This is a genomic window from Chryseobacterium sp. MMS23-Vi53, from assembly GCF_047651245.1.
In the GTDB taxonomy this organism is placed as follows: Bacteria; Bacteroidota; Bacteroidia; order Flavobacteriales; family Weeksellaceae; genus Chryseobacterium.
Genome location: NZ_CP180265.1, coordinates 3,509,030 through 3,533,057 on the forward strand (window position 1 = coordinate 3,509,030; position 24,028 = coordinate 3,533,057).

Genomic DNA, 24,028 nt, shown 5'->3' on the forward strand with positions numbered 1-24,028 from the left:
ATCATATAATAACACATAATTAAAAGTGGACAAACATCAAGGTATTCTGGATCTTCATCCCGGTTTGGTTTGGGGATTTGCGATAACGGTGGTTATCATGTTGCTCCTGGACTTAGGGGTTTTTAACAAAAAAAGTCATGAGGTTTCTTCCAAAGAAGCTACAATCTGGTCAATTGTCTGGATCTCGCTGTCTATGATCTTTTCGGGCGTTGTGTATTGGGTTTTCAATACAGACGGAAGTCCGGAAAGTCATGCACTGGCGGTAGAAAAATTCACGCAATATCAGGCTGCCTATTGGATTGAAAAGGCGCTCTCGGTGGATAATTTATTTGTATTCATCCTTGTTTTCGGATTCTTTAAAGTTCCGAAATATCTGCACCACAAAGTTCTCTTTTGGGGAATTATCGGAGCTTTGATTTTCAGGGCTATTTTCATTTTTGCGGGAGTTGGATTAATTAATTTAACGTATCTGCCTGAAATGAATATCTTCGGACATACCGTGAAAATCAATGTTGTAATGACTTTATTTGGTCTGTTCCTCGTTTATGCAGGAATCAAATCCTGGGGTGATGGCGATGATGACGATGACGAAGATTATAGCAACACAGCAGGAGCAAGACTCATCAAAAGATTCTGGAAAGTGTCTGATAATTATGTCGGAGATAAATTCTTTACCGTTCAGAACGGTATCAAAATGGCGACTCCGCTATTGGTAGTGGTAGCTGTTATCGAATTTACGGATGTGCTTTTCGCAGTAGATTCAATTCCTGCGATCTTTGCAATTTCAAATGATCCGTTTATCCTTTACACATCGAATATTTTTGCGATTTTAGGATTAAGATCTTTGTATTTCTTGTTGGCGAATTTTATTCACATGTTCAGCAAATTACCTTACGGATTGGCCGTTATTTTATCATTCATCGGTGTTAAAATGTTAATTGCTCCGTGGATTCACATTCCGTCTCCGGTTTCGTTAGGAATCGTTGGAGGAGTATTGGTGATCTCGGTGCTTCTTTCCATCATTTTCCCTGACAAAAAGGAAGATGAAGAAAAAGAAAAAATTGAAGAATAATATCAATTATCATTAAAAATAGGAAGGCTTTACAATTCGTAGAGCCTTTTTTATTTAATTTTTTAGGAGCATTTTCCCGCTTTCCACTGTATCTTTTTGGTTACGGCTTCCGCTTCACTCCAGCCGCAACCAAAAAGGATGCCGTTTCAATCGGGGCTAAGGTGGAAGTCCGTTGTCATTGCGAGAAGCGAAGCGACGAAGCAATCTCAGAAAAATAAAGGAATTTCAAGTTGAATTTCCGTTCAGTTTTTTCTTCCTGTCAAGGGTCTAAATACAATATTAGAAAATAGTAAGAAATGATAAATAAATGCTGAATTTTTGATGAGATTCGGGTTTGGAATTTCGAATTTGCAAAACAAAATTGACAATCCACACCAAAAATCAACCTACTTATATTTCAGCAATTTATTGATCTTATTCCTCGTCTGCATCGAAACCTTATACGCTTCCTCCCTCAGCTTCTGGATTTTTCCTACTGGCTGAAAAAATATTTTGCTTTCAAAAGGATTAAAAGAAAGTAATTCATTCTCACACGAACGGGGATCAAGAAGAGAGTTTTTATCGATCTTCACTTCACCGATTTTTATAAAAGGAGAATTCTTCCACTCAACATTCAGTCGGTTGATCGGCTGATCTTTCAAATCATAACAAATCTGTATCAAAACATCTGCGGTAAAATCAATGGCTTTAAAATAACTTCCTAAAGCATCCTTTTGAGTTGATTTTTTACAGAAATTTTTATCGACAGATTTCGGACTCAATTTTATCTTCATCATATTTTCGCCCAATCGATAAGCTCCAACAGAATGAAAATTAAAAGACAGAAAAAAGTCGCTCTTTTTCGTCCAAAGTTTGAATATATTTTTCAAAAACGATCCCGTAAAAGTCGAAGGAATGACTCTGATAATCTGCATCATCAAATTAAATGAACTCCATTTTTTAATATAAAACCTATTTATAGACGTAAACAATTTCAAAAAAGTACTCACAGAATTAATCGGAAATAAAGGGAAATTCACCAACGGGTAATTGGCTAATAAATCACCCTTTTCATCTTTTATTTTAACTGAAAATCCATAAGCCGGAAAATCTTTTTTATTGTTATTAATCTTTAGATGAGCGTTCGAGAAACGTATTACAAGATCATATTTTTCTTTATCAAAAAACTGCTGCAATTCTTCGGGAACATTTTTATCGATGATAAATTTACCCTTGGCGACAGCATATGTTTTAGCGTGAGCATTTCTTGTTGCATAATCTACATCACTCACCGAAGGCGACTGTTCAACAAAATCGGCAATGCTTTTTTTGTTAATTTCGAGGAGTTCTTTTTCCTCATCAGTCAGCTTATCGTATTTCTTATTATATTTTTGTGGACTTGGCATTTAGTTTTTAAATTCAATTATAACACCAACTTTCTAAAAATCTATTAACAGAATATTAAAGTTATTTGAACTTTTTGAGGATGGCTGTTTGAAGCTGGAAGCTTGATGTTTAATAGTTTGAAAACAAATCATTTAAGAATTTTGAAATTTTTCTGGACTCAAAAAACTTCCATCCTCCAACTCCTATCTTCCAGCAATAAGAACTATCTTTGTAAAAATTATCAATTATGGGAGTAGCAGATATGTTATTTAAGCGTAAAAAAGAGTTGGCAGAAAAAAACCTGAAAGACGGTCAGGAATATATGGCAGAATACGGAAAAAGAGAATCTGTAGTTGAGTTGCCAAGCGGTTTGCAATATGAGATCATCACGGAAGGTGACGGACCAAAACCAGGACCGAGATCTACGGTAAAATGTCACTATCATGGAACGACAATTACTGGGAAAGTATTCGACAGCTCGGTAAAAAGAGGAACTCCGGCTTCATTTCCTTTGAATAAAGTAATTAAAGGGTGGACAGAAGCGCTTCAATTAATGCCTGTCGGAAGCAAATGGAGATTGATCCTTCCTCCACATTTGGCTTATGGAGATCAACAGATCAGCAAAGAAATAGGACCAAACAGTACCCTTATTTTCGAAGTGGAATTGTTGGACATTAAATAATCCTGATCTTAAAAATAGCTTAAAAATTTACCTGACTTTCGGGTAAATTTTTTTATTTGTGTATCTTTATGTTTGTAACTAGCTTAAATTATAAACACAATGTCATTCCAACGATAGAAGGAATCTTTATTTATTTAGGAGATTTTTCACTTCATTACATTTCGTTCAGATTGACAAATTCAATGATATAAATAAATGAAAAAATTACTTTATTTTTTATCAATTCTAACTCTCATAAGTTCCTGCGTTTCAAAAAAAAATCAGGTGATCAAGCAGAATATTCTGACTTTGAAAGACAGCTATTGCAAAGCCCCTTTTCAGTATAATTATGATAATCGTATTCCTTCATACAATTCAGATTCTATTATTGCAGCGAATAGGGATCTAAAAGGTAAATTTTCCGACCAAAGCATTTTGATTCTGAATGCGTTGGATAATCTGGATGAAGTTCACCAAATCATGGAACTCAAAAAAGATTCTACTTTGGAATCTCAGGTGAAAGTTTTACAGTTAAAATCTAAAATAAATAGTAAAATAACCATTGCTTTAACGGAATTAGACGCTGTTGCCGCAGAATTCGACTGTGAAGGTGAGCGTGTTGCACAAATCGGAAATTATGTGGATAATTTAAACGATTCCAGAAACAATAAACTTATTCTATATTCAATTGTGGCAGGTGCTGCAGCCTCAATTGCCGGTGGAATTGTGAAAGATGATGCATGGAGTAGTGCGATCGACATTGGAGGTGGTGCTTTGGGAGCAGGCTTTGGGTTGGCTACATTAAACCCGAAAGGTAAAAAAGTTGAATTTATTCATCAAAGAAATCTGTTAAGAGATATTTGGAATGAAAAGCTGGAGTCACCGAATTTTCCGCCCTTCGTCTGGTATATGTACACGGAAAAGAAATTCTCTAATAAGGATGGCATTCCAATCATCCAAAGCATCAGAAAAAGATGGCTTCATTTTCAGTTTGATAATGATCTGAAAGCAGCTGATGGATCCGTAATTTTCAGTGACGGAGGTTTTTATCGGGCGGACGATCTGCATAATCGTGCTGCAATGCTCAATCAGATGCAGTCGGCGACGAGGACGATCAATCAGAATATCAATTATTTGTTATTGGATTTGGATCGACTGATTCTTTAAGAAAATTTTAACTGTAATAGAATTTGTTACATTAAAAAATTGTTTTAAATTTGCCATATAATTAAGATGAACAATACAAGATTTGCTACGGCAATACATATCATGACTCTATTAGCGGAAAGTCCGCAGGATTGGCTCACATCCGAATGGATGGCGGGAAGTATCAATATAAATCCTGTGATTGTCCGTAAAGAATTGAGCATATTGAGAGAAGCAGGTCTAATTATAAGCAGACAGGGAAAAGTAGGAGGAAGCCAATTGGCGAAAAAAGCTGATTCTATAACTATTTCGGATATTTATCTGGCGGTAAAAAACACAGAAGTTTTAGGGAAGAAAAATAACAATCCGAATCCTGCATGCAGTGTGGGAAGGAATATTAATGACAACTTAAATACGCTGTTTGCGGAAACAGATCAATTGGTTTTAAATTTTTTAGGTGATAAATCATTGAAAGAATTCAGTGATCAATTCAGATAAAAAAATTTAACTATAAATGTAACAAATATTATTACAATTTAATTTAAAATAAAATATTATGAAAAAAGTAGCAGTAATCGGTGCGACAGGTTTTGTGGGAACACAAGTAGTAAATGAATTATCAAACAGAGGATATGAAGTAGAAGCGATTGTAAGAGACGCGTCAAAAGTTCAACAAAATGAAAAAGTAACTGCAAAAAGTGTAGATGTAAATAATGTAGATGAATTAGCAGAAGCTTTAAAAGGAAACGATGCGGTAATCAGTTCTTTCAATGCAGGTTGGACAAACCCAAATTTGTACGACGATTTCCTGAATGGTTCAATCAATATTGAAAAAGCAGTTGAAAAATCTGGAGTTAAAAGATTTATTACCGTTGGTGGAGCGGGAAGCCTTTTTATTGATGGAAAGCAGCTGGTTGATTCTCCCGAATTTCCTGCAGAAATAAAGCCCGGAGCTACGGCAGCAAGAGATTATTTAAATAAAATCAAAGAAAATAATACATTGGATTGGACTTTCTTCAGTCCCGCAATCGAAATGCACCAGGGAACTGCAGGAGTAAGAGTTGGAAAATACAGAACAGCTTTGGAAAATCCTGTTTTTAATGAAGAGGGAAGAAGCATTCTTTCTGTGGAAGATGTTGCAGTTGCTTTGGTAGACGAATTGGAACAGAATAACCACATTAGAGAGCGTTTTACTGCGGCTTACTAATTTTCAGATAGATCTTTAAAAAGTTTCGGCGAGCCAAAGGCTCGCCGAAACTTTTTAAAAATGAGATAAAGATTATCTCATTTTTGTTCCTTCGTAAATAAATATATTGGTATTTGTTCCTCCGGTTGCTTTTGTAGCTCTTATGATTCCTCCTGCATAAGAAAAAGTAAGATCAGGACCAGTTACAAAATCAAAAACAAGACTATCTGTTCCTACCCCGACAATATTTACGGCACTTGTAGATGTATTTCCCGAATAACTCCAATCAGAGTCGATTTGAAATCCTCTTTTGTTCGAATAACTTATATTTCCGTAAAGGATACCAGTATTACTGTTTCCAAAAGAGAAATTGGTGACGAATTTGAATGTAACAATCGTACTGCCCGTAATTCCCGAGAAAATAGCTCCTGAAGTAGCTCCTGAATTTGCTGCAATACTTCTGTTAAAAGAATAGCTGTTAGGAAAAACGGCTGGTGAAATTCCCTTTACAATAAAACCTGCAGCCGAGATATACAAAGGAGATAAAGTTTGATTATTAATAAGGACGGAGGTATCTGTTACAGGAATATTTCTAGCTCGTATTGTTGTGGTGGCATCGGTTCCTGATACAATTCCTGCCACATCAAGAAAAGCCTGCGGACTTGAAATTCCAATACCCATTCTTCCTGTATGATAAATATCGACTGAATTATCTCCGGAGTCGGTAAGAATTTCTCCTCCGAGTTTTAGCCAATCATAATATTTTCTATTAAATGCATTTTGGGCAATATCTAGTCTTCCGCCATCAATTGGTTCCCAATTTGTATTGGTGTAAATATTCATTGGTTTTTCCATTAGGTATGATATTAGAATTGAGTGTAGCGCTAAAACCTCCACTTGTATTATTAAAAATTACTAAACGTTGTCCGGGATTGGGTGCTGCAGGAGCATTAATGATAATTCCTCCGGTAGCCGCTCCGGAAAGTTGTACTTGGCTGGTATTTTGAGGTATGGTTGCTATATTTCCAGTAATATTTATTAAAGTTTCTCTGTGAGTAATTGCGCCGTTTACATCCAGTGTTGTTCCTGGATCTGTAATACCCACTCCCACATTTCCTTCTTGTGCATAATAAATAGGTAATGCCGAAAAAAATGCTAAAAACAATATTATTTTTGATTTCATAGTTTTTCAATTTTTAAAAATTAATAAGTGAGTATTATCTTATCTTTTTGCCTTCATACACATATACAGTATAATCGGTAGATGTTCCGTCGATAGTTTTGGTAACAGTAATATTACTTCCATCAAAATTAAAGACTAAATCCGCAGAGGTATTAGAATCAAATGTTAGTGTGCTTGTACCCAATCCGGATAATGTAACGGTAGAAGATGAATTATCAGAATAGCTCCAGTCATTTCCAACTTTAAAGCCGTCTTTGGCCGAAAAACTTACCTGGGCATAAAGAATTCCGCCATCAGTCTGTCCTAAAGAAAGGTCTGTAGTAAATTTAAAAATAACAATTGTGCTTGTTCCAATATTATTAAAAATAGTACTTGTTACACCCGGTGCTGCGGTGTAAATTCCTTCACTCATGTAGCTATTGGCTATTTGTATGCCTCCTGAATACTGCTTTACAAAATATCCGTTGGCATCGAGAGCCAGTGCCGCCAAACCGTTTGCAGCCGGAAGAAGAGTTTCTGAACCTCTGAGATTTGATATCTTTAATGGAGCTGCAGTAGCTGTGCCTACAAGATCAATTCTTGCAGTAGGCGCGGTGGGACCAATGCCAATATTACCAATTGCCCCAGTGCTTGCATGATAGATGTTTGCTGTATTATCTGTCGGAAGTGTCGGCTGTATATTAGTTGGTTTTAGCCATCCATAATAGTTTTTGTTATTAGCTTCATCTGCAATGTTTGGACTTCCTCCATCTGTTCCTCTCCAATCTGTGTTACTATAAACAAATTCCAGAGCAGTTCCGTTGGGGATAATTACACCGTTCAAAAATGCATCAAATCCTCCGGAAGTATTGTTATAAATAATTAAACGTTGTCCTGGGTTGGGAGCGGTAGGAGCAGAAACATCAATATCTCCTGTTGCTAAACCTGTTATTTGTACAAAGCTTGTATTGCCTGGGATTGTAACAGAATTGGATAATGCAGGAATTTGTATTTCCCGATTGGTAATACCCCCGTTAATATCCAGCTTTGTTCCCGGATTGGAAAGATCTATTCCTACAGATCCTTGTTGAGCATTAAAAATATGTATTCCTATATTTAGAATTAAAAATATTAAAAATTTTGATTTCATTTGTAACAGTTTTAAGGTTAAATAGCGAAGGTTACCTGATTTTTTTGCAGTCATAGATCTGAACGGAAAAACCTGTTGTACTTGCTTCATTGGATTTACCAACCGAGATATTACCTCCTGAATAAGAAAATATTAAATCTGGATATAAATTGGAAACAAACGTTAATGTGTTGGTTCCTAAACCCGTAATGTTGACATTGGATGTAGCTGAGCTGTCAGAATAATTCCAGTCTCCTGCAACCTGAAAACCTCTCCTTTGAGAATAACTGATTTGCCCATAAAGTATTCCGCTATCATTTTCACCAAAAGCCAGATTGGTAGCAAATTTAAAAGTTACAATTGTTCCGGCTCCAATTCCTGAAACAAACGTTGTAGAGGAACCTGCAAGTCCGGAAACTAGTCCGGTAAAAGCAAAACTGTTGGCTTGAATAATCGGCGAATATTGCATTGCGACAACTCCATTATTATCAATAAATACTGGAGTAATAGTAGTTCTTGTAATAGCTGGAATATTGGTTGTTACATTAGAATATAACAAATTTGTCATTCTTACCGGTTGTGTCGTACCATCTCCTGCGATATCTAATCTTGCGGTAGGTGTGGTTTTTCCTATTCCAACATTTCCGTTCAAATGGTAAATGTTTCCCGTAATATCTGCAGGATCCAAAACCTGGGCATCTCCGGTTTTCAGCCAACCGTAATAATTTCTGTTTAAAGCTTCTTCTGCAATCGCTACAGCACCGCCATCAGTAGCTCTCCAGTTTGCATTGCTGTAGACGAATTCCAGAGCGGTGTTGTTTGGAATTATTACTCCGTTCAGTACGGCATTAAATCCACTTGTGGTATTATTGTAAATTACCAATCTTTGCCCTGCATTGGGTGGAGTAGGAGCGGTAATTACAATATCTGCTGTTGATGTACCTTCCAACTGAACCTGACTTGTATTAGAAGGAATAGTTACTGCGTTTCCTGAAACCGTCACTTGTGTTTCACGATTGGTAATTCCTCCATTTACATCTAGTTTAGTTCCTGGATTGTTTGTTCCAATCCCTACGTTTCCTGTTTGGGCATAAAAAAAATTTGCCGAGACAAGAACCGTTAAAAATAAATGTTGTTTTAATTTCATGTTTTTATTGTTAGTTAGGTTAAAATTATAAATTGTATAAATCCCTATCTGAAAAACATATTAGAAACAAATAAAAAGTAGATTTTTTCTTCAACAATTGCATTTTTCGATAATTACTTTTCTGTAACGTAATATGAATATAATAGTTACTCAGTGCTGTGTTATTTTAGTGTAAAATTAGATAAATAAATCATAAAATACCCATTTCTATTGTAAATTTCACCTTTTTTTAATAAATATTGTATGATCACAACAAATAAAAAATCGCAATCCGTTATTGCGAACGGATTGCGATTTTAGTAACAGAAAATTATTTTCTGCTTAATTTTATTTAAATTAATTTATAAATTCATAAATAATTTTGGGTTAACAGGAGTATTATTTTTGTGTACTTCATAGTGAAGATGAGGTCCTGTAGAACGCCCGGAATTGCCAGATTTTGCGATCACTTGTCCTACTTTTACTTTATCATTTACTTTAGCAACCAATTGAGACAAATGTCCGTAAAGCGTCGCCAGACCATTTCCGTGAGAAACGATTACACAATTACCATAACCGCCTTTCTGACCAGAGAAAATTACAGTTCCGGCAGCAGTGGCGATAACATCAGAACCGAAAGCAACCGCAATATCCAATCCTTTATGGAATTGCATCTGATCTGCTTCTGCAGGAGCATTATTTTTTTCTGTTGGTTTTGCTGTATTTGAAGCAACAGCGTTTGTTGATGAACTAGCGGTTGGAGCTGGAGCAGAAGGTGTAGGAGTTGCTTTTGGCGTTACCATTACTTTTACCTGTCTCTTGTCTCCACGGCTGTCCGTGATTTCAATGATTTTTTCTACAGGTTCAGCTTTTACTTCAGGAGCGGCTGCAACAGCAGCAGGTTTTGCTTCAGTTTTAGCGCTTGTTTTTACAGCAGCGAAAACGGTTTTAAAAGGAATAGGATTTTTTCTGATTCCGAAATTCGAGGAAATATATCCTTCAGTTGGCATCCCCAAAGGAACCTGCATTAGTTTTTTCTGAAGATCCATCAGATATTGGCTGTATCTGTTTGCTTGTTTTGCTAGGTAAATAGAATTCGAAATACTGTCTTTGCTCAGGATTGTCAGCTTTTCATTCGGTACATCCTTAGATTTAAGGAAAGAATTTAGCTGAGCTACTGTCTGATCTACTAATGTAAGATCTGTTTTCATTTTTAAGTAATCTACACTGTCTTTCTCAGTGTTTATTTTTACAAGGTTCACTTCATAAGTTTTGTCGTCCTTTTGAGAATACAATTTTGCAATGAAAATGCCTTGTGCAAAAACTACTAGTAAAAGCCCTCCCAGAAGGATGTTTACGTTCCTTTTGCTGCTTAGAAATTTCTTCATTTTTCTTTTCTTAGTATAATTACAAAACGATTTAAGTTTGCAAATTTAATTAAAAATAAACTTTTGGACTTATTTTTAACAAAAATTTAGTTTTTTCTGTAATTAACGTTTAATTAGATATTTAATTGTAATCAAGTGTTAATTTTTATCTAAAATTGGGTTTTATCATGTAACGGAAGGCACTCTTCAATCTTTTGTTTTAATATATTTGCAGTTCACATTTCTATTATGGCTAAAAAGAAAACGAATACAGAATCGAATCCGAAAAAAAGCAAAAATGATGTTGCAGTAGGCGTTGTTGGAAGCGGAAGTTTCGCGACTGCAATCGTGAAAATGTTGGTTGAAAACTGCAAAGTAGTGCATTGGTGTGTAAGAAGCGAGTATGTAAAAGGAGCAATCGAACAGAGAGGGCACAACCCAAGTTACCTTACAGCAGCGACTTTTAATCTTAAAAGTTTAAAATTAACCACAGATATCAACGAGTTGGTTTCTGCTTGTGATGTGGTGGTTTTGGCAACACCTTCGATTTACCTTTCGGATACGTTGGAGAAAATGACTTGTGATTATTCAAACAAAATTTTTGTTTCGGCAATCAAAGGGATTATTCCTAAAGTGAATGATGTTGTAGCGCATTATTTAAGAGATGAATTTAAAATAGGTTTCAGAAATCAGGCAGTAATTGCAGGACCTTGTCATGCAGAAGAGGTAGCAATGGAAAGACTTTCTTACCTTACCATTGCAACAGTGGAAGATGAGGTTTCAGCAAAATTGGTTGATATTTTTAATTCAGATTTTATTAAAGTTCATTCTAGCAAAGACATTTTAGGAAACGAATACAGCGCAATTCTGAAAAATATTTTCGCGATCGGAGCTGGAATTGCAAGCGGTTTGGGTTATGGAGATAACTTTACGGCAGTATTCGTATCCAACGCAATCCGTGAAATGGAAACATTCCTGGAATCCATTTACGAAGCGCCAAGAGACGTTAACGAAAGTGCTTATTTAGGCGATTTACTCGTAACAGCTTATTCATTATTTTCAAGAAACAGAAGCTTAGGAAATCTTATTGGTAAAGGATATACCGTAAAATCTGCAATTCAGTCGATGAACATGGTGGCGGAAGGGTATTATGCGGCAGATTCAATTTATAAAACTTCACAGGAAAAAGGTTTAAAACTTCCGATCGTTGACACGATTTACGGAATTTTATATGAAGGGAAAAATGCAGAAAAACAATTCAAAAAATTGACAACTAAATTGAATTAAATAAAAAAAACAAGACTTTAAATGAATAAAGTCCTGTTTCAAAATATTTTTATTAAAACTCAGGTCAATGGGCTTGAGTTTTTTATTGAGCCATTCTTGTAATCGCCAATGAGAATGAAGAACGGATCGTAATTGCGCTTCTGTTGAAACCGTTTCCTGTATCCAGTTCAAATTTTTGTTTGATCGTAGTAGGAGCTGTCAATTTTAAAAAGAAAGTTCCTTGGAAAAATAAAAACGTATCGCTTAAAAGACAGGTATTATTGGTTTCCGTTAAAACTGCGTTCGTTGAAGCATTCACCAAATAAGATCTAGTACACGTAAAATTATGCGATAATTGCTGTGTATTTGTAGTTCCGGTATTATCTGTTCCGTATCCTCCATCTACAGAATATCTTAAAATATAAGTTCCTGCAGGAAGTGTAATTGTGGACTTATCTGAAGCCAGAGAAGCGCCTGTAATTTTGTTGGTTGCTACTGCTAGATTTGTAATTGCATTGTTGTAGCTGTTTGCTGGAATCAAAACATTCGGCGCAGTTACCGTATTATTTAAAAGAACCATATTCTGAGGCTCGGAACCCACCGAAATTGTTCTTTGCCATTGATCTTTTATCCAAGTATAATATCCTTTCGGATAGGTTGAAACGCCACCTTTATTGTAAATCATTAATCCGTCTACAGGATTGGCAACGGGTGTTGAAGTGCTGTTTAAAACCGTCAAATCATATTGTGGAAAAAGTACTCCTTTATTGGTTGAATTGATGTCTAAGACACTGCTTACATTCGGGGATGTTGTATTGATGCCGACTTGCGCTTTTATTTGTAATGCAAATAAAAGAAGTATGATGATATAAATATTTTTTTTCATTGTTATTGATTATTGGTTTAAAGCAGATCTTTGAATGTCAACTTTTGCATTGGTAATGATGATTCCACCATTGTTCTGTGTTGTTCCGCCACTTCCTGATTGGTAAGTTCCTCCTGCCGCGTGAGAAATCGCAGGCAAAAGATTGATCGGTGTAGTTGATGTCGTTACAAAGGAAAAGCTCAGATTAATGGTATGTGTTTTATTACTTGCGATGGATAAAGCATTTACACTGATGGCTTTACCGTATTGAGTACTTGTATTTGGATCAATTAATTTTAAAACATATTGATGAACGTGCACTGCCGTGTTTCCAACACCTGCTGTTGAACTTTCATCGGTATCTTTAATGTCTAGACAAACATTCACCAAATATCCACTGTTTCCCGGAAGGGTAATAATTCCTGTTCCTGAATTATAAGAAGCTCCAATATCATTAGAAAGTACTGTAAAACCGGCATCATTGAAGTTTCGGTAAGTGCCGTTAGCAGAACCAGCCAACACAGAATAATCTGTTGATCTCTGAAGCATCATAAAACTCACCAAATTGTAAGTATCCGAAATCTGGTTCCATTTATTATTTTTCCAAAGGTATAATCCCGGACTTATACTATTTCCTTTGTTGTAAACGATTAATCCTTCTGCAGGATTGCTTATGGGAGTTGTATTATTTAGAATATCAACAATATCTACTCTTGGAAGAAGCACACCTTTATTTGTACTTGCAATATCTAAAACAGCAGAACTGTTCACAGTTGTTTTACCAATAGCCACCTGACTATAGACCATATTGATCATCATCAATAAGATCACGATATAATTTTTTTTCATGTTTTTTTAAAGAGTAATTAAAGCTTTGAAATTTTGATATAAGATTCATCAGAGATCACATTTACAAGATCGTAAAATGTGCTTCCCTGCATTCTTCCGAGATATAGTCTCAGTCCACCAATGATGTTAGCATTTGCATTTGCAGGAACATTATAATATAAAGACCAGGTTGCCAGATGATTTGTATTCACTTTCGATACAATCGGAATTTCTTTTCGCCCAATATTGCTTCCAGCTGTGAAAGTTCCCGTTGAATTATTATAGGTATCTCCATAGAAATCCATAAAATAACCCATCAAATAATACGTACTTCCCGAAAGTGGAGCAGTTCCGTTATATCCGGAAGGATTTTCCTGTGGCGAATTAAGATTTAAATTAATTTCAACCAAATAATTTCCCTGTGGTAAAACCAAATCATAAGCATTATCGTAAGGAACAACCTTGAATCCGCTAATGTTAGATACTGCTGAAACCGCCAAAGGATTTTGAAGAAGTCGTGCACTTACGCCCTGTATTGCATTATCAAGTAAAGCTAAACTTCCTGTTAATGTCACATAAGCAACCTTTGGAGTATCTTCAGCATAGATCGAGCTTTGCCACTGACTGTTCGTGCTGTTAAAAAAATGAATTGCTTTGTTGTTGCTGTTTGTACCTCCGTTATAGGCAAGTAGCCCATCTGCAGGAGAAGCAACAGGAGTTGTTGTACTCGTTAAGCTTGTAAGATTAAGATTGGGTAATAGAAGCCCCTTGTTACCACCAGATAAAACAACTTTTGGTACGCTTGTGTAGCCACTTCCCCCGTTGTTAATCGTTATTCCTGTCACGACACCATTGGTAATCGTTGCAGTTGCCCTTGCCTTTGCCCCACCGTTTACAATAGCTCCGCCTCCATAGAAATTCACAGTTGGAGCAGTTTGATAGCCGCTTCCACCATTGTTGATGCTAATAGCTGTAATTACGCCTCCTGAAATTGTTGCTGTAGCCGTTGCTTGGGTTCCGCTAAAATTTTCGATGTGTAAAATTGCACTGTTGTCCGGATTGGACGTGTTTATTCCTACATTTCCCGTTTGAGAAAAGAAGAATTGAGCGAGTAATATACCCGCTAAATTTAAAAATTTCATCCCTGTTTTTTTTAAAAATTCGAAATAATTTTAATACGATTTGTAAAAAAGCCGTATTATTTTTGGCGCAATTTACAAAATAAAATAAATATAAATGTGGATATTTTTCAATTTTACGACGTTAAAACTTTTTATTTTTCACTATAAAATGAATATTTGATGTAAAATTTTCAATTTATTCACTATTTGTTGATGAATTTTGTTTTTATAAACAATTATGGATAAAGGCTTTTATTATCTCAAATTTATAATTATAGTTAAATTGAAATAAAGTGTTATTTTTTTAATTTAATTAAAAAAGTAAATAATTTAATATAAATCTTTGATTGATTGATATTTATTTTGGATAAATCACCATTCTTTATTAAGAAGTGAATTGAAATTAATAGATAATACAAAAACTTTATGGTGTTAAAACTATTAAAATTGAATCCGATTTTAATAACTTTTCCCGAACTTTGAGGTAACAAAATTTAGATTATGTCACAATCGCTTACAAGCAGAACGCCGAAACCCAAATACGACGTTGTTCTAATAGGTGGCGGAATTATGAGTGCCACTTTAGCCACATTATTACATGAATTTGATCCCAATCTGGAGATCGCAATTTTCGAAAGATTAGGTAGGTTTGCCAAAGAAAGTACAGCAGCCTGGAATAATGCAGGAACAGGTCATTCCGCGTTTTGTGAGCTTAATTATACTCCCGAAAAACCCGATGGAAGCATCGATATTTCCAAAGCGGAAAGTATTGCCGAGCAATTCGAAATTTCAAAACAGTTCTGGTCTTATTTAGTAACAAAAGGATACATTCAAAATCCCAAAGATTTTATCAACTCTTGCGCACATATGAGCTTGGTATTCGGTGAAAAAGACGCTGAATATTTGAAAAAACGCCACGATAAAATGTCGGAATCCGTTTTATTCAAAGGAATGGAATTTTCGACAGATCATGATAAATTAAGAGAATGGATTCCTTTGGTCATGAGTAAAAGAAATCAGTCTGAAGTGATGGCAGCAACGAGAATGGATAAAGGAACCGACGTAAATTTCGGAACATTAACAAGAAAAATGGGAAGACATTTATTGGAAGATTCCAACGTTGAGGTTTTCTTATATCATGAAGTGAAAGACATCGATCCGAAAGAAGACGGAACTTGGGAAATGAAGGTGAAAGACAGAATTCACAGCCATAAACAAGAAGTGGAAGCGAATTTTGTATTCATAGGAGCCGGAGGTTATGCTTTGCCATTGTTGGATAGTTCGGATATTAAAGAAAGTGAAGGTTATGGAGGTTTCCCGGTTTCAGGGCAGTGGTTGGTAAGCCATAACCAGGAATTGGTAGCAAAACATCAGGCGAAAGTTTATACTCAAGCTACAGTTGATGCTCCTCCAATGTCTGTTCCACACCTGGATTTAAGAATTATCGATGGTGAAAAAGCTCTTCTTTTCGGGCCTTTTGCAGGTTTTTCAACCAAGTTTTTAAAGGAAGGAAGCTATCTGGATTTACCTGAAAGTGTAAATACAAAAAATTTAAAATCTCTTTTTGGAGCTTGGTGGCACAATATTCCTTTAACGAAATATCTGGTTCAACAGGTTGCTATGACAAAATCTCAAAGAATACAGCATTTAAGGGAGTTTATCAAAGATGCGAAAGAAGAGGATTGGGAATTGAAAGTTGCCGGACAAAGAGTTCAAATCATCAAAAAAGATGAAAAAGAAGGAGGTAAATTAGAATTCGGAACCGAAGTTGTCGTAAACAAAGCCGGAACCATTGCCTCATTGTTAGGTGCTTCTCCTGGCGCTTCAACGGCAGTTTACGCCATGTTGAACGTCCTTGAAAAATGTTTCCCTGAAAAACTTCACGGAGAATGGAAAGAAAAATTAATAGAAATGATACCGTCATACGGAAAAAAACTAGCCGATCATCCTGAACTGACCGAAAAAGTAAGAAGTTATTCAAAAGAGAAATTGGAACTCGAATATTAAAGATAAGCAATAAGTAATGAGCAATGAGTAATAATGAAGTATCTTTACAAATTACTTATTACACATTATCTATTACTCATCATAAAAAATGGCAGACACACTCGTAAAACCTATCATTGTAAAAGAATTGCTGGAATCTCTTCAAACCAAAGTGGAAGAGGAGCAGCAGGTGATTGTGCATTGTTGTTTTCCAGCGTCACCATTTTTAGGAAATCTGATAAGAATTTGGCATTCGACGTATCTTTTTGATAATCAGTCGGATCATAAAAGCAGATTGATTCATGCAGAAAATATTACCATCTATCCCAATTGGACACCCGTTCCTTTTATGCAGGATTTTTGGTTTACGCTGGTTTTTTCAGGACTTCCGAAGGATTGCAAAAGCTTTGATTTGAAAGAAGTTATTCCCGAAGAAGGCGGATTTTTTGTAGAATCCATCAAGCGAAATTCATCAGATATTTATCGGGTAAAGATTTCAGAATCTTATATATAACACAAAACTCCATCACAGCGATGGAGTTTTTATTTAAATTTTATCAAGTAAATTTTAGGATAAATTAAAACCCAAACATCTGCGCAATGTTCAAAATCAGCGAGAGAAAAAAATTAAGCAAACTCACCATTTTTAATTAAATTTTCAACACAATATTCCGTAAGCGCTACAATCGTCACAAAAGGATTTACCCCAATTGTTCCGGGAATCAATGAGCCATCCAACACAAAAAGATGGTCATGGTTTTTAAGTTTTCCAAATTCATTAGTTGCTTCACCTAAAACGCATCCGCCTAAGGGATGATAACAAATATTCGCTCCAAAACCATTGTTAAAAAGAAGATGAGCTCTTGTTCCGCCATTTGCTTTATTCATTTTTTTGATGAAATAATCTGCGTTTTCTTTCATCTTTTGTGTATTGGTTTCATCCCAATTTACTTTTAGGTTATTATTTACGTATGAAACAGAACCCTTTTTATCAACCCTGTTAATTTGCAGATACAAAGCCGTTGCCACATCCATTCCCATCGGAAGCGGAGCAATTTCAGCAAAGAAAGGATGCTCCGAATCATCCCAATTATCAACTCCGCCTACAGGAATTGTCGATTGCTTGGCTCCCGTTCCACCCGAGAGTGGTTTTACCCAGTTTCTTCCCGTCATGAAATTTCCATTATTTCCCCAGTTTTTCCCGACGTTTTCAGGAATTGGAAAATTATTAACCGAACTTGATTTTAATAATAATTTTAAAGTTCCCATTGTTCCGGCTGCAACAATCAGTTTTTTGCAGTTGAAAATTTTTTCCGCAACAGTGTTTCCTGAAGTATCAATTTGCTGAACGTTTAAAGTATAGGTTTTATCATTATTAAGTTTAATATTATCAACAGAATGAAGATCTAAGATTTCTAAATTTCCGGTGTCTAATGCTTTTTGTAAATAAGTTTTATCTAAACTGTTCTTTCCATGATTATTTCCATAGATAACTTCTGTATTGAAAGCTGAACGAGGAACTTCATTTTTATATTCCTTTTCCATATAATTGAAATCATATACATTAGGAACTCTCATCGTCTTGAAACCTGCTTTGTGAGCTTCTTCTTCGCCCACTTTCGTGAATTTATAAAAAGGACAATCTTTTAAAAAATCTTCATTTATAACATTCACTTTCAATTCCTGTCTTGCTCTTGGAAAATAAGTATTGTAAAATTTTTCTGCATCTAAATTGGGAAAAACTTCTTTAAAGTAGCTTTCTTTCGGAGTTACAGCCATTCCGCCATTCACCAAAGAACCGCCGCCAACACCACGACCAACCCAAATATTAATATGTTCAAAATCCAGTCTGTCTAAGACTCCTGTGAAAGGTTTCAACGAAAAAATATTAAAAAATGGAGCAATCGTTTTGGTTTTCAACCAAGCCGAACTTTTATCTGGTTTCAATAAATTAGAATAAGGAATTCCGGATTTTCCCCAGTTCATACCCATTTCCAACATGACTACTTTTTTACCGGCTTGGCAAAGTCGAAGCGCAGAAACAGCACCGCCATATCCTGAACCAATGATGATGATCGGAGCATCAATATTTTTTTCTGATTTAATTTTTGGCTGAGCTGCCTGAAAAAAATTGGATTGCAAAAAATAAAATCCTCCCACTGCCAAAAGGCTATTTTTAATGAAACTTTTTCTGTCCATTGATGAAATTTGAATCAGCTCGTTCAAAATTTATGCTAGAAAACTGAAGGTTAATAGTATTTAAACTTAATTATGATTATTTATATTTTCCCACCTTCACATTTCTCATTTTCATATTAAAAATTATTTGATTTTGAATGGAATAAAGAAAATTATTTATAACAAAAAATTCTCTATCATTTGCTGAGTAAAACGCCTTTGCGAATAAAAGATATCCATAAAATAATTCAAAAAAAATCTTCGCGAGTTTTGCATTAAAATAGAAATACGTAATCATTTTTTAACATGCATAAACAGAAAAATTCATAGCTTTAACTTTTAAATTTAAAATAATGAAGAAGTATATTTTGATTTTCCTGATGTTTCCACTTTTTGTTTTCTCACAGAAAATGGTTTCCAAAGAAGTCATGGAAGTGAAAAAATTTCAGGAAGAACTGAATGCAGAATATTTAAATCCTAAAGAAACGCCTTTACGTGGAGATAATTTCACCAATTTCAAAGGGCATCCTTTCTTTCCATTTGATTTAAAATATCGAGTTACCGCAAAATTTGAAAAAACAAAAAACGCAAAACCATTTGATTTACCAACTTCTTCCGGCAAAACAAAATCTTACAAAGAATATGGAAAAGCAACTTTCGAATTAGAAGGAAAATCTTATACATTAACGCTATATCAAAGTTTAGATTTAATCAAACAGAAGAAATATAAGAATTATTTATTTCTTCCTTTCCGCGATGCAACCAACGAAAAAGAAACTTACGGTGGTGGAAAATATATGGATCTTACCATTCCAAAAGGAAATACAATTGTTTTGGATTTCAATAAATCTTACCAACCTTTCTGTGCCTACAACGCTTACGATTATAATTGTCCGATCGTTCCCGAGGAAAATAAATTGCCTGTAGAAATTCGCGCAGGAGTAATGTATGAAGATATTTATCATCATTAATTTATGGTTAGCCTAAAATTTTTCAAAGAAGAAGATTTGCCAGGAGTAAATTATGCTTTAAATGAACTTCAGTTACAATACACTTCAACCGCCGAATTTGCATTGAATAGAATGACAGAAAGAAACACAGGATTAGAATTTCCTGTTACCATTTTCGATGACAAACAACCTGTCGGATTTTTCACCCTTGATTTTGGTGAAGACAAATTGGATATTACAGATAATCAAGATTCAACATTACTTCGTTCATTATCTATCAATCCTAAATTACAAGGTAAAGGAATCGGAAAAGCAGCAATGATTCTGGTGGATGATTTTGTGCGAAAAAATTTCAAAGATTGTGAAGAAATTGTTTTGGCTGTTAATCAAAATAACATTTCCGCTTACGAATTATACTTAAAAGTCGGTTATCACTACGACGGAAAAACAAGAATCGGACGAAGCGGCCTACAATATTTAATGTACAAAAAACTGTAAAATTTATTTTTCATAAAATTACACACATTAGTTTCAACGCAAACATCTGCATAATCTCCAAATCAGCGAAAGAAAATAAAAACTTTAAGAAATTTTTAATCCAAAATTTTCACGTTTGGCGCGAAACTTTCACCTAAATTTGGGTAACATCAAATAATAAAGTATGGAAATTTCACTTCATAATCAGGTTGCTGTGGTCACAGGAGCTTCTAGCGGAATTGGTTCAGGTATTGCAAAATCATTGGCTTCGGCTGGTGCGACAATCATTGTCAATCACTCTTCGGAAAGGTCAAAAGATGAAGCAAAGGCTGTTTTAAAAGAAATCACCGATGCAGGCGGAAGCGGAATCACCTATCAATGCGATGTTTCCAAGGAAGATCAAGTCGTGAAAATGTTTCAGGACGTCGTTTCTCAATTCGGAACAGTAGATATTCTCATCAACAACGCCGGAGTTCAGAAAGATTCAAAATTCACGGAAATGACTTTAGATCAATGGAATACCGTAATCGGAATCAATCTCACAGGACAATTTTTATGTGCAAGAGAAGCGATCAAAGAATTTCTTCGCCGTGGAATTGATACTTCACGTTCTGTTGCATGTGGAAAAATCATTCATATCAGTTCGGTTCATGAGATTATTCCGTGGGCAGGCCATGCGAATTATGCTTCGAGTAAAGGTGCGATCCGAATGTTGATGCAAACTTTGGCTCAGGAATATGGCGCAGACAAAATCCGTGTGAATTCCATTTGTCCGGGAGCGATTCAAACGCCGATCAATAAAGATGCTTGGAGCACTCCGGAAGCTCTTAATTCACTTTTAGATTTAATTCCATACAACAGAATTGGACAACCACAGGACATCGGGAACTTGGCTGCTTTTATAGCGAGCGATTTGGCAGATTATATTACCGGAGCAAGTATTTTCGTCGATGGCGGAATGACGACCTTTGAAAGCTTCTCAACAGGAGGGTAAGCTTTTTGGCGCACATTTCCGGCTTTCACTACTCGCTTTTTTGTGCCTTTGCTTTTCTGAAGCTTACAAAAAGAGCTCAGACATGCCATTCAATCCGGGGCGCATTGTAGTCGAAGCAGAAGAGTAAGTCTTTTGAAAGTCGGTGAATTTGTTTCACTTGTCAATTTGAAACGAAAAAAATTATCATTCATTAATAAAAGTATTCATACAGTTTGTCATTCCGTAGGAATCTAGACTCGAATCTTTCCGTTCTTCGCTTAGATTCCTACGGAATGACAAAGTCACCGCAACAGAACCTTTTAATTCTTATAAATTAAAAATCATCATCAAACATGCAAGAAAAAGAAAGACTTTCCGACGTTACCTGGAAAAAATGGGGACCTTACGTAAGCAACCGCGAATGGGGATTAGTGCGCGAAGATTATAGCGCAAATGGTGACGCATGGAATTACACCAATCACGACATTGCAGAAGCTAAAACCTATCGTTGGGGCGAAGAAGGAATTTGCGGAATTTGTGATGATCTTCAAAAGCTGGTTTTTTCAGTCGGATTTTGGAATAAAAAGGATAAAATGGTGAAAGAACGTTTCTTTGGCTTATCAAACGACCAGGGAAATCATGGGGAAGACGTAAAAGAATACTTTTATTATTTGGATTCAACACCGACGCATTCTTACATGAAAATGTTGTACAAATATCCTCAAAATGCTTTTCCTTACGAAGATTTAATTCAAACGAATGCAGCACGAAGCAAGGAAGAAACTGAATATGAATTAATCGACACCGGAATCTTCGACAACAATAAATATTTCGACATTTTTATAGAATATGCAAAGGAAAGTCAGAATGATATTTTGGTAAAGCTTACAATCGTAAACAAGTCTGAAAATGAAGTTCCTCTAATTATTCTTCCAACAGTTTGGTTCAGAAATACATGGAATTGGGGTTACGATGATTACAAAGCTCAAATGAATTCCGATGATGCCCATTCAGTTAAAATTCATCATAAAGACTTAGAAATCAAAAATATTTACGCCAAACAATCTGAAAAAGTTCTGTTCTGCGATAATGAAACCAATAACGAAAGGCTTTATCAAAGTCCGAATAAATCACGATATACAAAAGATGGAATCAACAATTTTATCATTAATAGAAATTCTCAATCCGTAAATCCAAAAGATTTTGGAACAAAAGCCTCATTTTTTATTGACGAAAATTTTAAGCCTAAAGAAACAAAAACCTTTGAATTCAGGCTTTCAGATAAAGATTTAAAACAACCTTTTAATGATTTTGATGAAATTTTTAATTCAAGACAAAAAGAAGCGGATGAATTTTATGCAGAGATTCAATGCGGAATAAAAGCAGATGATGAAAAATTGGTTCAGAGACAGGCTTTTGCAGGAATGCTCTGGAATAAAATGTTTTATCATTACAACGTAGAAAAATGGCTAAAAGGCGATCCTACAGAAGTTCCTCCACCCAAATCCCGAGAAAAAATCCGAAATTCTGAATGGAAACATCTCAACAACGATCACATTATTTCCATGCCAGACAAATGGGAATATCCATGGTACGCGACTTGGGATCTGGCTTTTCATACGATCAGTTTTTCTTTAATTGATCCCGATTTTTCGAAACATCAGTTAAAATTGTTTCTTTTCGAATGGTATATGCATCCAAACGGGCAGCTTCCGGCTTACGAATGGAATTTGAGCGATGTAAATCCTCCGGTTCACGCCTGGGCAGTTTTCCGTGTTTTTAAAATCGATGAATATTTAAAGGATAAACCTGATTTAGAATTTCTTGAAAGTGCCTTTCAAAAGCTATTGATGAACTTTACTTGGTGGGTGAACAAAAAAGACAGCAATGGGAATAATATTTTCGAAGGTGGATTTTTGGGACTTGATAATATTGGAGTTTTCGATCGAAACTTACCACTTCCAAATGGTGAACATTTAGAACAATCCGACGGAACGAGCTGGATGGCAATGTTTGCATTAAATATGATGAGAATTGCCTTAGAATTGGCACTTTACAATAAAGTATATGAAGAAATGGCAATGAAATTTTTCGAGCATTTCCTTTCAATCGCCAATTCGCTAGACAACATGGGAGATGAATGTTTCAGTCTTTGGGACGAGGAAGACGAGTTTTTCTATGATGCCCTTGCTTCCAGCGATGGAGATCATATGTATTTGAAATTGAGAACGATTGTTGGATTAATTCCAATGTTTGCGGTTGAAGTTATTGATGATGAAATGATTGAAAAATTACCAAATTTCAAGAAAAGGATGAATTGGGTTTTGGAAAATAAACCTGAATTGGCAGCTTTAGTTTCGCATTGGGAAGTAAAGGGTGATGATTCCAAACATTTGCTTTCGCTTTTGCGGGGACATCGCTTGAAAAGATTATTGAGCAGAATGTTGGATCCAAACCAGTTTTTGAGTGATTTTGGTGTTCGTGCTTTGTCGAAAGAATATGAAAAAAATCCATATACTTTAAATTTAAACGATACAGATTATACCGTAAAATACACTCCTGCTGAAAGCGATAGCGGACTTTTTGGGGGAAACAGCAATTGGCGAGGACCGATTTGGTTTCCTATTAATTTTTTAATTATTGAAAGTCTGCAACGGTTTTTCTTTTATTACAGTCCCGATTTTATGGTTGAATATCCTACAGGAAGTGGAAATTATTCAAATTTAGACCAGATTGCGGATGCTTTAAGCAAAAGATTATCCAAAATATTTTTGAAAGATGAAAACGGGAATCGCCCTGTGAACGGACAATATCCAAGATTTCAGACCGATCCTGATTTTAAAGATTACATTTTGTTTTATGAATATTTTCACGGTGACAATGGTCGTGGAGTAGGAGCGTCGCACCAAACAGGCTGGACTGGTTTGATTGCAAAAATTCTGATGCCAAGATTCACCAAAAAAGAAATTGCAGAATCGGAAACAGAAATGCCGGAAGATGCGAAATGATGTTTTCGGTTGATGGTTGATTGTTGTTGGTTGATGGTTGGTTTCTCATGAGCTTTTATAAGTGAAACGGCTTTGTGAAGCTAAAAACAGTTAGTAATAAAAAAATCTTAGTGAGCTTAGTGTTCAAAATAAGATTATGAAGTTTAATAAAAGTAATACATA

General features: G+C 35.4%; 22 protein-coding genes. 12 read left to right on the forward strand and 10 right to left on the reverse strand.

The window, feature by feature from the left end:
- The first annotated feature begins 25 nt into the window (after positions 1-25).
- Entirely contained in the window at positions 26-1,072 is a 1,047-nt protein-coding gene (locus tag ACKX2A_RS15795; RefSeq protein ID WP_415325742.1) for a TerC/Alx family metal homeostasis membrane protein, read from the forward strand.
- Between the two features lie 386 nt (positions 1,073-1,458).
- Here ACKX2A_RS15795 and ACKX2A_RS15800 read toward each other — a convergent pair whose 3' ends face one another.
- Positions 1,459-2,457, reverse strand: coding sequence for a catalase (locus tag ACKX2A_RS15800; RefSeq protein WP_415325744.1), 999 nt, complete (start codon positions 2,455-2,457; stop codon positions 1,459-1,461).
- Positions 2,458-2,684: 227 nt separating this feature from the next.
- Here ACKX2A_RS15800 and ACKX2A_RS15805 point away from each other — a divergent pair, with 227 nt between their 5' ends.
- The 4 genes from ACKX2A_RS15805 to ACKX2A_RS15820 all read left to right on the forward strand — a co-directional run bounded on the left by ACKX2A_RS15805 (position 2,685) and on the right by ACKX2A_RS15820 (position 5,451).
- Positions 2,685-3,119 (forward strand): FKBP-type peptidyl-prolyl cis-trans isomerase, encoded by a 435-nt coding sequence (locus ACKX2A_RS15805; RefSeq protein WP_415325746.1) that lies wholly within the window; start codon positions 2,685-2,687, stop codon positions 3,117-3,119.
- 264 nt (positions 3,120-3,383) lie between these two features.
- Positions 3,384-4,265 (forward strand): hypothetical protein, encoded by an 882-nt coding sequence (locus ACKX2A_RS15810; RefSeq protein WP_415325748.1) that lies wholly within the window; start codon positions 3,384-3,386, stop codon positions 4,263-4,265.
- 66 nt (positions 4,266-4,331) lie between these two features.
- On the forward strand, positions 4,332-4,742 hold the full coding sequence (locus tag ACKX2A_RS15815; protein ID WP_415325750.1) for an Rrf2 family transcriptional regulator: 411 nt from the start codon (positions 4,332-4,334) through the stop codon (positions 4,740-4,742).
- Between the two features lie 58 nt (positions 4,743-4,800).
- Positions 4,801-5,451 (forward strand): NAD(P)-dependent oxidoreductase, encoded by a 651-nt coding sequence (locus tag ACKX2A_RS15820; protein WP_415325751.1) that lies wholly within the window; start codon positions 4,801-4,803, stop codon positions 5,449-5,451.
- A gap of 72 nt (positions 5,452-5,523) precedes the next feature.
- Here ACKX2A_RS15820 and ACKX2A_RS15825 read toward each other — a convergent pair whose 3' ends face one another.
- From ACKX2A_RS15825 to ACKX2A_RS15845, 5 genes are all read right to left on the reverse strand, one after another.
- On the reverse strand, positions 5,524-6,285 hold the full coding sequence (locus tag ACKX2A_RS15825; RefSeq protein ID WP_415325752.1) for a hypothetical protein: 762 nt from the start codon (positions 6,283-6,285) through the stop codon (positions 5,524-5,526).
- A complete protein-coding gene (locus ACKX2A_RS15830; protein ID WP_415325754.1) occupies positions 6,236-6,613 on the reverse strand; it encodes a hypothetical protein in 378 nt (125 codons plus the stop codon). Before ACKX2A_RS15830 ends, ACKX2A_RS15825 begins: the two co-directional genes overlap by 50 nt.
- Before the next feature lie 34 nt (positions 6,614-6,647).
- On the reverse strand, positions 6,648-7,742 hold the full coding sequence (locus ACKX2A_RS15835) for a hypothetical protein (protein ID WP_415325756.1): 1,095 nt from the start codon (positions 7,740-7,742) through the stop codon (positions 6,648-6,650).
- A 31-nt stretch (positions 7,743-7,773) separates the two neighbouring features.
- On the reverse strand, positions 7,774-8,868 hold the full coding sequence (locus ACKX2A_RS15840; protein ID WP_415325758.1) for a hypothetical protein: 1,095 nt from the start codon (positions 8,866-8,868) through the stop codon (positions 7,774-7,776).
- A 341-nt stretch (positions 8,869-9,209) separates the two neighbouring features.
- Positions 9,210-10,235 carry a M23 family metallopeptidase gene (locus tag ACKX2A_RS15845; RefSeq protein WP_415325759.1) on the reverse strand — a complete coding sequence of 342 codons (1,026 nt, stop codon included), beginning with the start codon at positions 10,233-10,235 and terminating at the stop codon, positions 9,210-9,212.
- Between the two features lie 228 nt (positions 10,236-10,463).
- Between ACKX2A_RS15845 and ACKX2A_RS15850 the strand changes: the two genes are divergently transcribed.
- Positions 10,464-11,501 (forward strand): NAD(P)H-dependent glycerol-3-phosphate dehydrogenase, encoded by a 1,038-nt coding sequence (locus tag ACKX2A_RS15850; protein ID WP_415325761.1) that lies wholly within the window; start codon positions 10,464-10,466, stop codon positions 11,499-11,501.
- Positions 11,502-11,583: 82 nt separating this feature from the next.
- Here ACKX2A_RS15850 and ACKX2A_RS15855 read toward each other — a convergent pair whose 3' ends face one another.
- From ACKX2A_RS15855 to ACKX2A_RS15865, 3 genes are read right to left on the reverse strand one after another with little or no spacing between them, the layout of a single operon-like run.
- On the reverse strand, positions 11,584-12,366 hold the full coding sequence (locus ACKX2A_RS15855) for a hypothetical protein (protein ID WP_415325762.1): 783 nt from the start codon (positions 12,364-12,366) through the stop codon (positions 11,584-11,586).
- A gap of 9 nt (positions 12,367-12,375) precedes the next feature.
- Positions 12,376-13,194: a hypothetical protein gene (locus tag ACKX2A_RS15860; RefSeq protein WP_415325764.1), complete on the reverse strand. Its 819-nt coding sequence runs from the start codon at positions 13,192-13,194 to the stop codon at positions 12,376-12,378.
- Between the two features lie 17 nt (positions 13,195-13,211).
- The gene (locus ACKX2A_RS15865) at positions 13,212-14,315 is read right to left on the reverse strand and encodes a hypothetical protein (protein WP_415325766.1); all 1,104 of its coding nucleotides are present in this window, start codon (positions 14,313-14,315) and stop codon (positions 13,212-13,214) included.
- A gap of 480 nt (positions 14,316-14,795) precedes the next feature.
- Here ACKX2A_RS15865 and mqo point away from each other — a divergent pair, with 480 nt between their 5' ends.
- Both mqo and ACKX2A_RS15875 read left to right on the forward strand, forming a co-directional pair.
- Positions 14,796-16,301 carry a malate dehydrogenase (quinone) gene (gene mqo / locus ACKX2A_RS15870; RefSeq protein WP_415325768.1) on the forward strand — a complete coding sequence of 502 codons (1,506 nt, stop codon included), beginning with the start codon at positions 14,796-14,798 and terminating at the stop codon, positions 16,299-16,301.
- 88 nt (positions 16,302-16,389) lie between these two features.
- On the forward strand, positions 16,390-16,794 hold the full coding sequence (locus ACKX2A_RS15875; RefSeq protein WP_415325770.1) for a hypothetical protein: 405 nt from the start codon (positions 16,390-16,392) through the stop codon (positions 16,792-16,794).
- Positions 16,795-16,907: 113 nt separating this feature from the next.
- Here the strand turns inward: ACKX2A_RS15875 and ACKX2A_RS15880 are convergent, their stop codons facing one another.
- The gene (locus tag ACKX2A_RS15880; RefSeq protein WP_415325771.1) at positions 16,908-18,479 is read right to left on the reverse strand and encodes a GMC family oxidoreductase N-terminal domain-containing protein; all 1,572 of its coding nucleotides are present in this window, start codon (positions 18,477-18,479) and stop codon (positions 16,908-16,910) included.
- A gap of 332 nt (positions 18,480-18,811) precedes the next feature.
- On the opposite strand from ACKX2A_RS15880, the gene ACKX2A_RS15885 reads away from it, so the two are divergent.
- The 4 genes from ACKX2A_RS15885 to ACKX2A_RS15900 all read left to right on the forward strand — a co-directional run bounded on the left by ACKX2A_RS15885 (position 18,812) and on the right by ACKX2A_RS15900 (position 23,866).
- Positions 18,812-19,429, forward strand: coding sequence for a DUF1684 domain-containing protein (locus ACKX2A_RS15885; RefSeq protein ID WP_415325773.1), 618 nt, complete (start codon positions 18,812-18,814; stop codon positions 19,427-19,429).
- Positions 19,430-19,432: 3 nt separating this feature from the next.
- Positions 19,433-19,906, forward strand: a complete 474-nt coding sequence (locus ACKX2A_RS15890; protein WP_415325774.1) for a GNAT family N-acetyltransferase — start codon at positions 19,433-19,435, stop codon at positions 19,904-19,906.
- A 163-nt stretch (positions 19,907-20,069) separates the two neighbouring features.
- Positions 20,070-20,879: a glucose 1-dehydrogenase gene (locus ACKX2A_RS15895; protein ID WP_415325776.1), complete on the forward strand. Its 810-nt coding sequence runs from the start codon at positions 20,070-20,072 to the stop codon at positions 20,877-20,879.
- A gap of 332 nt (positions 20,880-21,211) precedes the next feature.
- Complete coding sequence (locus ACKX2A_RS15900; RefSeq protein ID WP_415325778.1) at positions 21,212-23,866, forward strand: MGH1-like glycoside hydrolase domain-containing protein; 2,655 nt, start codon at positions 21,212-21,214, stop codon at positions 23,864-23,866.
- The last annotated feature ends 162 nt before the right edge of the window (positions 23,867-24,028 follow it).